Genomic DNA, 13,934 nt, shown 5'->3' with positions numbered 1-13,934 from the left:
GTTATGGGCTTTTTAGTAATTATAATATGTTATTTGGTTTTATTAAGTTCAGAGTCCAGTATAGTTACTAACTCTGGATTAGAAGGTCTTGGTGCATCAGCACTAACAATATTGCCTTCTGGATCAATTAAAATAAATCTTGGTATACCATCAATGGCATAATCTTGTACAAATTTAGATTGCCAAGCATTATCTGCTAATAATTGTGTACCGCCTAATTCTTTTTCTTTAATCATAGACTTCCATTTGTCATATGCGTTTGGCGTATCAATAGATGCACTGACAAATTCTATATTTTTTCCGTGGTATTGTTTTTCAACTTTTTTAAGAGAAGGGATTTCTCCAATACAAGGTCCGCACCAAGTTGCCCAAACATCTACATAGACATATTTACCTCTTAAATCTTTTAGAGATGTTTCACCTCCAGCATTATTTTCATAATTAACAAATTCTGGTGAAGGCATGCCTTTTAATAGGTTTTTATTTTTGTCATAGGTAGATGTCAAAGTTTTTTTAATTTCTATATCTGTTACATGGTCTAATAAAAACCGATAGACGCCTTCCATATTATTGTTAGCAGGAGACATAAGCATAGTCCCTGCATAACCTATAACATCATCTTTAAGAGCAGGAATCTTTATTTCTGCTATAGAACTCAAATCAGTAGGCTTCACATCTGATGGACTTTCAATGTTATTAAAAACTGCATCTAATGAAGAGTTTAAAGCTAGCTTTTTATAAGCTCCAGAGTTTTCATAATCAATAACTTTGTCAAAAACAATCGTTTTTAAATTTTCTGGAAGAAACTCATCAGAAATTTCAAAATCCCTTTTTTTAGTAAAGTATGAGTGACCGTTTTCATAGTCATTATAAAGTGAAAGCGTTTCGTATGTAAGATTATTTTTTTCTTGCTCTATAAACTTAGTGTCAACATTCTTTAAACCTTCAAGAACTTTTTGATTCTCGCTTTTATAACTCTCTATTTTATTTTTAAAAGCAACTTCATCCAAAGAGAATAGTGTCTCTGCACCTTTATCTGCAAAGCCCTTAACACCAACTTTAGACATTAAATAATTGTTCTCTTCAGCACCTATACCTTCAAAATTCATTTCTAATTTAGGAGATTTAGCATCTGCTGAAATTTTTAAATCGTCACCAAAAGCCACGTATATTGGAATTGGCTGTCTCCCTATTGATAAATTGTAAAAACCAGATTCTTTTAATTTTAGAGTATCGCTAAATGTTCCGTCATCATTAATTGCTAATTTGAATTCGGTTTTACCCTTAGAAATTATAATTTCTTTCGCTTTTGTATTTTTAAAAGTACCTGATATTATGGCATAATCATTTTGGTCTTCTTTACAGGATACAATCAACATTATGCAAAGAATTAATACTATTTTTTTCATTGGTTTAATTTTTTTGGTATTACGAATTTAACGCTTTAATAGTCACAATCTTATTCGTTGATTAATTATTAACATTTTTTGCATAGTATAAAAGATATAATCACTTTTGACTAAAATATGATTTGATGGCTAAATACTATTCAATTTCCAGTTCTAAACTAACGCTAAAAGATATTAATGATATCATTTTTAATCATAAAAAGATTAAACTCTCAGATGATGTTATTAGTAATATAAAAAAATCTAAAGCATATCTAGATTCTAAGCTTTCTGAAAATGACAAACCTTTTTATGGCATAAATACTGGTTTTGGTTCATTGTATAATGTGAAAATCTCAAAGCGAGATTTAACAAAGCTACAGGAGAATTTAGTAATGTCTCATGCTTGTGGTACAGGTGACAAAGTCCCTGAAGTTATTGTCAAGATTATGTTATTACTCAAAATTAAATCTTTGAGTTTTGGTCATAGTGGTGTGCAGTTATCTACAGTTAAACGCTTAATCGATTTTTTCAATAATGATATTTTTCCGTTTGTATACACACAAGGCTCTTTAGGTGCTTCAGGAGATTTAGCACCTTTAGCCCACTTGTCTTTGCCTTTAATTGGTAAAGGAAAGGTGACTTACCAAAACCGTTTGGTAAATACAACTACAGTTCTAAAGAAATTTAATTGGAAGCCAATAAAATTAGAAGCTAAAGAAGGTTTGGCTTTATTAAATGGTACACAGTTTATGACGTCTTACGGTGTGTATTGTTTGTTGTTGTCACATAAAACTTCATATTTGGCAGATATTGTTGCGAGTATTTCTTTAGATGCATTTGACGGAAGAATTGACCCGTTTAATGATTTGGTTCATCTGATTAGACCACATGCTGGACAGTTAAAAGTAGCGCGTCGTTTCACAGAATTTTTAAAAGATAGTGAGTTGATTAATCGTGAAAAAGAGCATGTTCAAGACCCATATTCTTTTAGATGTATTCCTCAAGTTCATGGCGCTACAAAAGACACCATTGATTTTGTTGAAAAAACCATGATTACTGAAATAAACTCGGTAACAGACAACCCAAATATTTTTCCAGATGAAGATGAAATAATTTCAGCTGGAAACTTTCATGGTCAGCCTTTGGCTTTAGCCTTTGATTATCTAAAGATTGCCATGGCAGAAATTGGTAATATTTCTGAACGGCGTATTTTTCAGTTAGTATCTGGATTACGTGGTTTGCCAGCATTCCTTGTAGATAATCCAGGTTTAAACTCTGGTTTTATGATTCCGCAATATACAGCAGCAAGCATTGTAAGTGCTAATAAACAATTAGCAACACCTGCTAGTATCGATAGTATTGTCTCTAGTAATGGTCAAGAAGATCATGTAAGCATGGGCGCAAATGCAGCAACACAAGCGTATAGTTTGATTAGGAATGTTGAGCGTATTATTGCTATAGAATTGTTTAATGCCTCACAAGCTATGGAATTTAGAAAGCCATTTAAGTCCTCTAATTTTATAGAATTATTTTTGAAAGCCTATAGGAAAGAAGTGCCATTTATCAAGAAAGATGAAATTTTACATGATGATATTGAAAAAACCATTCAGTTTTTGAAGAAATATGATATCAATGACTTTGAATTGTTTTTGAATGATTATGGTATAAAAGCAAGTCTTTTAGAAAATGAATAAAAAAAAGCCATTTCATCTGAAATGGCTTTTTAAAATTATAAATCCTAGAAATTATGACTCTTTAGTCTCACTCGAAGATTTCACTTTAATTTTTAAGATATCATTTTTCTCATCTAAATCCATAGAAATTGTATCACCTTCTTGGATTTTTGAGTTAATAATTTCTTCAGCTAAAGCATCTTCAATATATTTTTGAATAGCTCTTTTCAAAGGTCTAGCTCCATATTGCGAATCGAAACCTTTATCGGCTATATAGTCCTTAGCTTTTTTAGACAGCTTTAACTCGTAGCCTAAATCTTTAATACGCTTAATTAATTTCACCAATTCGATATCAATAATCTTATTGATGTCTTCTTTTTCTAGTGTATTGAAAACAACCACATCATCAATTCTATTTAAGAATTCTGGTGCAAATGCTTTTTTCAATGCATTTTCAATAATGCCTTTTGCATGGTCAGCAGCTTGAGATTCTTTTGCGGAGGTTCCAAATCCTACACCGGTTCCAAAATCTTTTAGTTTACGTGCACCAATATTAGAAGTCATAATTATTATGGTATTTCTAAAATCGATTTTGCGGCCAAGACTGTCTGTTAAATAGCCATCATCAAGTACTTGTAACAGCATATTAAATACATCTGGATGCGCTTTTTCAATTTCATCTAAAAGAATAACGGCATAAGGTTTACGTCTTACTTTTTCGGTTAATTGTCCACCTTCTTCGTAACCAACGTACCCTGGAGGCGCACCTATTAATCTAGAAATAGCAAATTTTTCCATGTATTCACTCATATCAATTCTTATGAGTGCGTCATCATTATCAAATAATTCGTTGGCTAATACTTTTGCCAGTTGTGTTTTACCGACACCTGTTTGGCCTAAAAATATAAAAGAACCAATAGGTTTGTTTGGATCCTTAAGACCTGCGCGATTACGTTGTATAGCTTTTACAACTTTCTTAACAGCTTCATCTTGACCGATAACTCGACCTTTGATTAAGTTAGGTAATTCGGCCAACTTATTAATTTCTGTCTGAGCAATTTTATTTACAGGAATACCTGTCATCATTGAGACAACATCAGCGACATTTTCCTCGGAAACAACTTCGCGATGAAGCTTTGTTTCATCTTCCCATTTTTCTTGAGCTAGTGCTAAATCTTTTTCAATCCGTTTTTCGTCATCTCTAAGTTTAGCAGCTTCTTCGTATTTCTGTTTTTTTACAACACTATTTTTTGTTTCCCTTACTTCTTCAAGCTTTTTCTCAAGCTCAATGATTTGTTTTGGCACATCAATATTTGTGATATGTACTCGAGAACCAGCTTCATCTAAAGCGTCAATAGCTTTGTCTGGTAAAAAACGTTCCGTCATATAACGGTTAGTTAATTTCACACAAGCCTCGATAGCTTCATCCGTATAATTTACATTGTGGTGCTCTTCGTATTTACCTTTAATGTTGTTAAGTATTTCGATAGTTTGCTCAACACTTGTCGGCTCAACCAGTACTTTTTGAAAACGACGTTCTAAAGCGCCATCTTTTTCGATATATTGTCGATACTCATCTAGAGTAGTAGCACCAATACATTGTATTTCGCCTCTTGCTAAAGCAGGTTTAAACATGTTAGAAGCATCTAAACTTCCTGTTGCACCACCAGCACCAACTATGGTATGAATTTCATCAATAAAAAGGATAATATCATCATTCTTTTCAAGCTCGTTCATAACAGCTTTCATTCGTTCTTCAAACTGACCTCGATATTTAGTGCCAGCAACTAAACTTGCCAAATCAAGAGTTACTACACGTTTGTTGAATAGAGTTCTAGATACTTTTCGTTTTACAATACGTAAAGCCAAACCTTCAGCAATAGCAGATTTACCAACACCAGGCTCTCCAATTAATAGCGGATTATTCTTTTTACGTCTGCTTAGTATCTGAGAAACACGCTGTATTTCTTCTTCTCGACCAACTACAGGGTCTAATTTTCCTTCTTCGGCAAGTATAGTCAAATCCCTGCCAAAGTTGTCTAAAACAGGCGTTTTAGACTTTTTATTGCCTTTTTGAGAGGTGCCACCAAAAGGGTTTTGCTTTGCATTATCATCAGATTCATTCATGTCATCATCAGAAAATGACTCCGCTTTTGGAGTTTCTAAGAAATCGTCCTCGTCGTTTGTTATCATAGATTTAAATTCTTCTTTTACATTATCATAATCTACTTTCAACTTATTTAAAAGTTTAGTAGTAGGGTCGTTTTCATTTCTTAATATGCACAATAATAAATGTGCGGTATTTATGGATGTACTTTGAAATAGTTTTGCTTCTAAAAAAGTGGTTTTTAGTGCACGTTCTGCTTGTCTTGTCAAATGCAAGTTTTTCTTTTCGTTAGAAGTCACCGTTACGTTTGGATTTGCAGGGCTTAAAATCTCAACTTTTCTACGAAGATGATTTAAGTCTACTTCTAAAGAGTTTAGTATATCTATAGCTTTCCCATTGCCGTCTCTGAGTAGACCGAGCATTAAATGCTCAGTACCAATAAAGTCGTGGCCTAACCGTAAAGCTTCTTCTTTACTGTAGGCAATTACATCTTTTACTCTTGGTGAAAAATTATCATCCATATTAAAAATCGTTCTGCATTAAAAATAATAAATTCAATGTGAATAAGGCAAAAACCATACCTTATTAATATGAAATTAACGAATAGACTAAAAAAGGTTTATAAATCAAAATATTGTGCTATATAGTTATCAACTAAAATACCGTTAAAAATTGTTAATAAAAACCCCTAAATGTAAGTCGTAAAAACAGCCCTAAACCTAACAAAATACTTATATTAGCACGTTACGAAAATTAAGTAAATAAATTAACATTTATAATATGGCAGAAGGCGAAAAATTAATCCCTATTAACATTGAAGATGAAATGAAATCGGCTTACATTGATTATTCGATGTCAGTCATTGTGTCACGTGCTTTACCAGACGTGAGGGATGGATTAAAACCTGTGCATAGACGTGTACTTTACGGCATGCACGAACTCGGTGTTAGAGCTAATACCGCACACAAAAAGTCAGCAAGAATTGTTGGTGAAGTTTTAGGTAAATATCACCCACACGGAGATACGTCTGTTTACGATACTATGGTACGTATGGCGCAAGAGTGGAGTTTACGATATATGTTAGTCGATGGACAGGGAAACTTTGGTTCTATTGATGGCGATAGTCCTGCAGCAATGCGTTATACAGAAGCGCGTATGCGCAAGATTTCTGAAGACATGCTGGCAGATATTGATAAAGATACTGTTGATCACAAACTAAACTTTGATGATACGTTAAAAGAACCAACAGTATTACCAACACGTATTCCTGGACTTTTAGTAAATGGAGCATCTGGTATTGCAGTAGGTATGGCAACTAATATGCCACCACATAACCTTACAGAAGTTGTCAATGGTACTGTGGCTTATATCGAAAATAATGATATAGAGATTGATGAGTTAATGCAGCACATTAAAGCACCAGATTTTCCTACGGGAGGAACAATTTATGGTTATGATGGTGTTAAGGAAGCTTTTCATACTGGTCGTGGTCGTGTAGTTTTAAGAGGTAAAGCTAATATTGAAGAAGTTAACGGTAGAGAATGCATTATTGTTAATGAGATCCCATATCAGGTAAATAAAGCTGATATGATTAAGAAAACGGCTGATTTAGTTAACGATAAGAAGATTGATGGTATTTCTACTATTCGTGATGAATCTGATAGAAATGGAATGCGAATTGTTTATGTATTAAAGCGTGATGCAATTCCTAACATTGTCTTAAACAAACTCTATAAGTATACAGCACTACAATCTTCTTTTAGCGTAAATAATATTGCATTGGTTAATGGTCGACCGGAAATGTTGAATCTTAAAGATTTAATTCATCATTTTGTTGAGCACAGACATGAAGTTGTCGTTCGTCGCACTAAGTATGAATTAAGAAAAGCAGAAGAACGTGCACATATACTCGAAGGCTTAATAATAGCTTCAGATAATATTGATGAAGTAATTGCACTAATTCGTGCTAGTGCTAATGCAGATGAAGCTCGTAACAAGTTAATTGAACGTTTCGAACTTTCTGAAGTACAAGCGAAAGCTATCGTAGAGATGCGTTTACGTCAGTTAACTGGTCTTGAACAAGATAAGTTAAGAGCAGAGTATGATGCTTTAATGAAAACAATAGAAGACCTTAAAGATATCTTAGACAAGAAAGATCGTCGTATGGATATAATTAAGGAAGAATTATTAGAAGTACAATCTAAATATGGTGATGAGCGCCGTTCTTTAATTGAGTATGCTGGTGGAGATTTAAGTATCGAAGATATGATACCGGATGAAAAAGTAGTAATTACTATATCTCATGCGGGCTATATTAAGCGTACTTCACTAACCGAGTATAAAACACAAAATAGAGGAGGAGTTGGACAGAAAGCATCTACGACTCGTAATGAAGATTTCTTAGAACATTTATTTGTTGGTACAAATCATCAATATATGTTATTCTTTACACAGAAAGGAAAATGTTTCTGGATGCGTGTTTATGAAATCCCTGAAGGAAGTAAAACATCTAAAGGTAGAGCCATCCAAAACCTTATAAATATTGAACAAGATGATAAGGTAATGGCATTCATTTGTACACAAGACCTTAAAGACGAAGATTATATTAATAGTCATTATGTCATTATGGCTACGAAGAATGGTCAAGTAAAGAAAACATCTCTTGAACAATACTCTCGTCCTAGAACTAATGGTATTAACGCCATTACAATTAAAGAGAATGATGAGTTGCTTGAAGCTAAGTTAACTACCGGCGAAAGTCAAGTAATGTTAGCTTTACGTTCAGGCAAGGCCATCCGTTTTGAAGAAGCAAAAACTCGACCTATGGGACGTAATGCTTCAGGAGTAAGAGGTATAAGGCTTCAAAATGATAAGGATCAAGTTGTAGGTATGATTGCTGTTAATGATATGGATAGTAATATTCTTGTGGTTTCTGAGAATGGCTACGGTAAACGTTCAAGTTTAGAAGACTACAGAATTACAAATAGAGGCGGAAAAGGAGTAAAAACTATTTCTATTACTGAAAAAACTGGTAACTTAGTAGCTATCAAGAATGTTACAGATGAAGATGATTTAATGATTATCAATAAATCAGGTATAGCAATTAGAATGGCGGTATCTGATTTAAGAGTTATGGGAAGAGCAACACAAGGTGTTAAATTAATTAACCTAAAAGGAAGCGATTCTATTGCTGCTGTAGCTAAGGTTATGAAAGATGAAGATGAGGAAGAATTAGAAGGTCAAAATCCTGAAAATGAGTCTACTGATGAAGGTGGCACGGCTATTGATAATAATGAAACTGAAAACTAAGAATAACTAAAATTAATAGATTAAAAATGAAAAAACTAATAACTTTAATTTGCGCACTTGTAATTGGCTCAATGTCGTTTGCTCAAAAGAACGAGATTAAGGCTATCGAGAAAGCGTTAAAGAGTAATAATTTTGCAACAGCTAAAGCTAGTGTTAAAGCTGCAGAATCTTTACTTGGAAATATGGATGATAAGACTAAGGATAAATTTTATTTCCTTAAGGCTAAAACTCTTTACTCTAATGGAGGAATATTAAATACTGATATTGATTCAGCAATAGAGTCAGTTGAAAATTTAATAGCATTAAAGGAAAAAACTGGAAAATCAAAGTATTTTGAAGATGCTTTGACTATAAAAAGTGATATTTTTAGATCTATAGCTTTAAATGCAGAATCTGCTTTTAAATCTAGAAACTTTGAAGTAGCTGGGGATGGTTACTATAGAGCGTATAAATTATCTCCTAGTGATACTTTGTTTTTATATGCATCAGCAACTTCATATCTTAATGCTGAAAAATATGACAAATCATTGCCATTGTACGAAAAATTACTTGATTTAAAATACCAAGGTGGTGGTACTGATTATACTGCAATAAAGAAGGAAACCGGTGAGGTTGAAACTTTTGGAAGTAAAGATTTTAGAGATGCTGCCGTAAAATCAAAACAATATATTTCCCCTAAAGATGTAAAGTTGCCTTCACGTCAAGGCGATATCTTACGTTATATGTCTTTAATTTATTCTTTTCAAGGAAACTCCGAAAAAGCATTGGACTTAATTGCTAAGGCAAAAGTTTACAACCCTAAAGACATGCAGCTTATTATTGCTGAGGCTAAAGCATATCTAGCTTCTGATGATAAAGAAAAAATGAAAAAATTATTGGATGAAGCTCAAGATTTAGTCGGTGATGATCCCGTAAATCTTTATAATTTTGGATTCTTTGCTATGGAAATTGGCGAAAACAAAACTGCTATTAAATATTTTGAAGAAGCTATTAGTAAAAATCCAAAATTTGCTGACGCTTACTTAAACATTGCAAATGTTATTACAATTGAGGAAGAAGCAATTGTTAAAGAAATGAATAGTTTAGGTACTTCAGATGCAGATAACAGACGTTATGATGAGTTAAGAGCTAAGAAGACAGAAGTATTTAATAGGGCTATTCCTTATCTGGAAAAGGCGTTTGAATTAAAACCTAATCTTGATAATGCTAACTTTTTATTAAGTTTATATAAGGCTTCTTTTCAAACTCAGAAGGCAAAAGATTTGCAAGTAAAGATTGATGAAATGGCAACAGGTAATTAAAAAAATCACTTTATAAAAAAAGCGACCAATTTTGGTCGCTTTTTTTATATCACTTTTTTAATGACTCTAAGCTTATGAGTATGTGTGTTGGTTTCAACATTGTATATGCCACTATGATCGAGTCTATCTATTCTTACTTTTCCATGTGCATGAATAATATAATTATCTTCCATAATAATACCAACATGAATAATGCTACCTTCGGCATTATCGAAAAATGCTAAATCACCAGGCTCACTTTCTTCAATGAAACTTAAAGCTTCACCTTGTGCTGCTTGTTCTGAAGCATCACGTTTTAGCTTAACCCCATTTATTTTATAAACCATTTGCGTAAAACCTGAACAGTCTATACCAAAAGGTGTTTTTCCGCCCCATAGATATGGAGCGTTGAGGTATAGAAATGCAGTTTTAATTAGGTCTGATTTATCCTGTATTTCGAATAGTGTATTGCCATCAAATTTATGATTTAACAATTCTAGACCATTAAGAGATGAGCCAAGTGGAATTGTATATATATTACCGTTTTTGTCCGAGATATATTCTAGTAAATCTGAAGATAATACGGGCTGAGCTTTAGCTATTGATTTGTAATTTTCTTCATTAATCTCTAGATATTGTTTATTATCTATCCAGCCTTCATATTTATCAAAAGCAATACGAATTCTGCTCCATTTTTTACGTTTTTCTAAAACCTTAAAAACTTCACCATATAAAACCTGTGATACAAGTTCTGATTTATCGCTAGATTCAAAACGCATTGGAACAATTCCAAGATTACAAATTCCGTATTGCATAAATAGATTTTAAGAACGCTCTAAAACTAATGCTGAAGCTCCGCCACCACCATTACAAATAGCAGCTGCTCCATATTTTGCATTATTTTGTTCTAATACATTTACTAGAGTTACAAGAATTCTGGCTCCAGAGCACCCAAGCGGATGACCTAATGATACTGCACCTCCATTAACGTTTACTTTACTGTCGTCTAAATCTAATATTTTCATATTTGCTAGCCCAACAACAGAAAAGGCTTCATTAAACTCAAAGAAATCTATATCATCTATACTTAGATTGGCTTTAGATAATGCTTTTGGTAATGCTTTCGCAGGTGCTGTTGTAAACCATTTTGGCTCTTGTGCGGCGTCAGCGTAACTTTTTATGATTGCTATTGGTTTTAAACCTAATTCTTCAGCTTTTTCTTTACTCATTAATACCATTGCTGCTGCACCGTCATTTATTGTAGAGGCATTTGCAGCAGTTACCGTACCCTCTTTTGTAAAGGCTGGTCTTAATGCTGGAATTTTTTCCATTTTCACATTAGTATATTCTTGATCATGGTCAACGATAATTGGTTCACCTCGTCTTTGTGGGACTTCAACGGGTACAACTTCATTATTAAATTTTCCTGATTCCCATGCGTTTTTTGAACGTTCGTAAGATTGAATAGCGAATGCATCTTGGTCTTCCCTTGAGAAATCATATTCTGTTGCGCATGCATCGGCACATACACCCATAGCATTTTTATCATAAGCATCAACGAGACCATCTTTTTGCATACCATCTTCGAAAGTAGTAGGTCCAAATTTTGTTGCTGTTCTAGCATGATAATAATGAGGTATTAAACTCATGTTTTCCATTCCGCCAGCAACTACGATATCTGCATCCCCAAGCTGAATAGCTTGAGCAGCTTGCATAATAGCCTTCATGCCAGATGCGCAAACTTTATTTATAGTTGTACAAGGGACAGAATCAGGTATACCAGCATATATAGCTGCTTGTCTAGCAGGAGCTTGTCCAGTACCAGCTTGGACAACATTACCCATTAATACTTCTTCAACCAGTTCGGGGTTTAAATTTATTTTATCTAACGCACCTTTTATTGCTGTTGCACCTAATTTTGGCGCAGCAACAGTAGATAAAGCACCCATAAAACTACCTATTGGAGTTCTTGCGGCTGATACTATTACAACTTGTTTGTCCATTTTACTATAAATTGATTTTGCTGATGCGAATTTAATGATTTTTGAGAGATTTGATAATGAAATCTTCCTTAAACAAACCTCAAAATACATATATTTATTACATTTGATTGCCTATGAATGAACTTGTAAATAAATGGTACCGTAACCATGCGCTAATATATAAGCTGCTTCTTTTACTAGGGACAACTTTTTTTATTGTTTATCTATTCCCAAAAACTGGAAAATTTAGATATTCTTTTGAAAAAGGAAAGCCTTGGCAATCTGAAAATTTATATGCTCCTTTTGATTTTGCTATAAAAAAATCTAAAGTTCAAAGTGATGAAGAAATAAAACGAATCACTGATAATAATGAACTGTACTTTGAAGTTGATTTAAAAATAAAGACATCAGCTACCAATAGATATCTTGAAGAGTTTAATACCATTTTTGAAGATTCTATTACTGGTTTTGATAACAGGTTAGTTTTATATAATCAAGGAAAACAAGCTTTAGATGACCTTTATAAATATGGAGTTTTAAATTCTGTTTATAATTATGATGAAAATCGTCAAATTATACTCATTGAAAATAATCAGCAGAAAAGTAAAATTCAATTTAAAGATTTATTTACTCAAACAGATATTCGGCCATATCTCCAAGGATTATTAAGACAAAATAACCTTCAAGAGTATGAGAGTGATTTTGTTTCCTTGTTTTTTAATATCATAGAACCAAATGTAAGCTTCAATAAATCTCTTACAGACAAAGCTTTAGAGGAGAGACTTTCTACTATATCATCAACAAGAGGTTTGGTTTCTGAAGGCACCTTAATAATTTCTAAAGGGCAAGTTGTAGAGGATAATCAGTTTAATATTCTTGATTCTTTAAAGTCAGAATATGAGTCTCAAGTTTGGAGTTCTAGTAATTATAATTGGGTAATTATGGCGTATACATTATTAGTTGCCTTAGCACTTTTAATGTTATTACTCTTTCTTAGGAAATATCGCTCGGATGTATTTCTTAATAATACTAAGGTCACATTTATCTTCTTTAATATTGTTGTAATGGTAATACTTACAACTATTGTTATCAATTATAATTCGCAATATCTGTATGTTGTACCATTATGTATTTTGCCATTAGTTCTTAAGGCATTTTTCGATGCTAGATTGGGTCTTTTTGCGCATGTTCTTACGGTATTGCTGTTAGGCTTTATTGTGCCAAATAGTTACGAGTATATGTTTTTACAAATAATTGCAGGTATCGTTACTATTCTAACAGTTTCAGAATTATATAAGAGAGCCAATCTTTTTATTTCTGTTGGACAAATCACCTTAATATATATTATAGCTTATTTTGCATTTTTTGTAATTCATGAAGGGCAAATTTCTAATATAAAATGGGAAACTTTTGGTCTATTTGTCCTTGGAGGTTTGGCGACACTTTTTGTACAACCATTAATATATATCTATGAAAAATTATTTGGTTTGGTGTCAGACGTATCATTATTGGAGCTATCAGATACTAATACTAAACTGCTAAAAGAATTGTCAAATAAAGCACCAGGTACATTTCATCATTCATTGAATGTTGCTAATTTAGCAGAGGCTTCAGCAAATGAGATTGGTGCAAATGCTATGCTGGCTAGAGTAGGAGCGTTATATCATGACATTGGTAAAATGAAAAACCCTACATTTTTCACAGAGAATCAATCTACAGGTATAAACCCACATGACGAACTGTCTTCTAATGAAAGTGCTTCGGTAATAATCGACCATGTAATAAATGGTATTGAGATAGCTAAGAAAAATAACTTGCCAGACCGTGTTATAGATTTTATAAGGACACATCATGGAACAAGTATGGTATACTATTTTTATAAAAAGGAATTGGCGGTTAATGAGTTTGCTAAAGAAGAAGATTTCTGTTATCCAGGTCCAAAACCTTTTAGTAGAGAGACAGCAATATTAATGATGTGCGATAGTGTAGAAGCAGCTTCTAAGAGCCTTAAGTCTCCTACTAGTACAAAAATCAATGAGTTTGTTGAGAATATTATAAATAAGCAAGTAGAAATGGGACAATTTTTAAATGCCGATATCACCTTTAAAGACATAGAAGCCATCAAACGTGTGCTTAAATTAAAACTGGCTAATATTTATCATTTAAGGATTGAATATCCTGAATAAAAAAGT

General features: G+C 32.9%; 8 protein-coding genes. 4 read left to right on the top strand and 4 right to left on the bottom strand.

Annotated elements, in window-relative coordinates; genetic code table 11:
* Positions 1-29 precede the first annotated feature (29 nt).
* The gene (locus tag Q0770_RS11610; protein WP_299117128.1) at positions 30-1,409 is read right to left on the bottom strand and encodes a thioredoxin family protein; all 1,380 of its coding nucleotides are present in this window, start codon (positions 1,407-1,409) and stop codon (positions 30-32) included.
* Positions 1,410-1,534: 125 nt separating this feature from the next.
* On the opposite strand from Q0770_RS11610, the gene hutH reads away from it, so the two are divergent.
* Positions 1,535-3,085, top strand: a complete 1,551-nt coding sequence (hutH, locus tag Q0770_RS11605; RefSeq protein ID WP_299117126.1) for a histidine ammonia-lyase — start codon at positions 1,535-1,537, stop codon at positions 3,083-3,085.
* A gap of 51 nt (positions 3,086-3,136) precedes the next feature.
* On the opposite strand, the gene Q0770_RS11600 is transcribed toward hutH, so the two are convergent.
* Positions 3,137-5,692 (bottom strand): ATP-dependent Clp protease ATP-binding subunit, encoded by a 2,556-nt coding sequence (locus Q0770_RS11600; RefSeq protein WP_299117125.1) that lies wholly within the window; start codon positions 5,690-5,692, stop codon positions 3,137-3,139.
* A 259-nt stretch (positions 5,693-5,951) separates the two neighbouring features.
* On the opposite strand from Q0770_RS11600, the gene gyrA reads away from it, so the two are divergent.
* Together gyrA and Q0770_RS11590 are read left to right on the top strand one after the other, a co-directional pair.
* Complete coding sequence (gene gyrA / locus Q0770_RS11595) at positions 5,952-8,480, top strand: DNA gyrase subunit A (protein WP_299117124.1); 2,529 nt, start codon at positions 5,952-5,954, stop codon at positions 8,478-8,480.
* A 26-nt stretch (positions 8,481-8,506) separates the two neighbouring features.
* Positions 8,507-9,781 carry a lipopolysaccharide assembly protein LapB gene (locus Q0770_RS11590; RefSeq protein ID WP_299117122.1) on the top strand — a complete coding sequence of 425 codons (1,275 nt, stop codon included), beginning with the start codon at positions 8,507-8,509 and terminating at the stop codon, positions 9,779-9,781.
* 44 nt (positions 9,782-9,825) lie between these two features.
* Here the strand turns inward: Q0770_RS11590 and Q0770_RS11585 are convergent, their stop codons facing one another.
* Positions 9,826-10,575: a C40 family peptidase gene (locus Q0770_RS11585; protein WP_299117119.1), complete on the bottom strand. Its 750-nt coding sequence runs from the start codon at positions 10,573-10,575 to the stop codon at positions 9,826-9,828.
* 9 nt (positions 10,576-10,584) lie between these two features.
* A complete protein-coding gene (locus tag Q0770_RS11580; RefSeq protein WP_299117117.1) occupies positions 10,585-11,763 on the bottom strand; it encodes an acetyl-CoA C-acyltransferase in 1,179 nt (392 codons plus the stop codon).
* 113 nt (positions 11,764-11,876) lie between these two features.
* Here Q0770_RS11580 and Q0770_RS11575 point away from each other — a divergent pair, with 113 nt between their 5' ends.
* Entirely contained in the window at positions 11,877-13,928 is a 2,052-nt protein-coding gene (locus Q0770_RS11575) for an HD family phosphohydrolase (RefSeq protein WP_299117115.1), read from the top strand.
* The last annotated feature ends 6 nt before the right edge of the window (positions 13,929-13,934 follow it).

This window comes from uncultured Winogradskyella sp. (assembly GCF_947501905.1).
GTDB lineage: Bacteria > Bacteroidota > Bacteroidia > Flavobacteriales > Flavobacteriaceae > Winogradskyella.
This window is presented reverse-complemented; position numbering and strand designations above follow the sequence as displayed.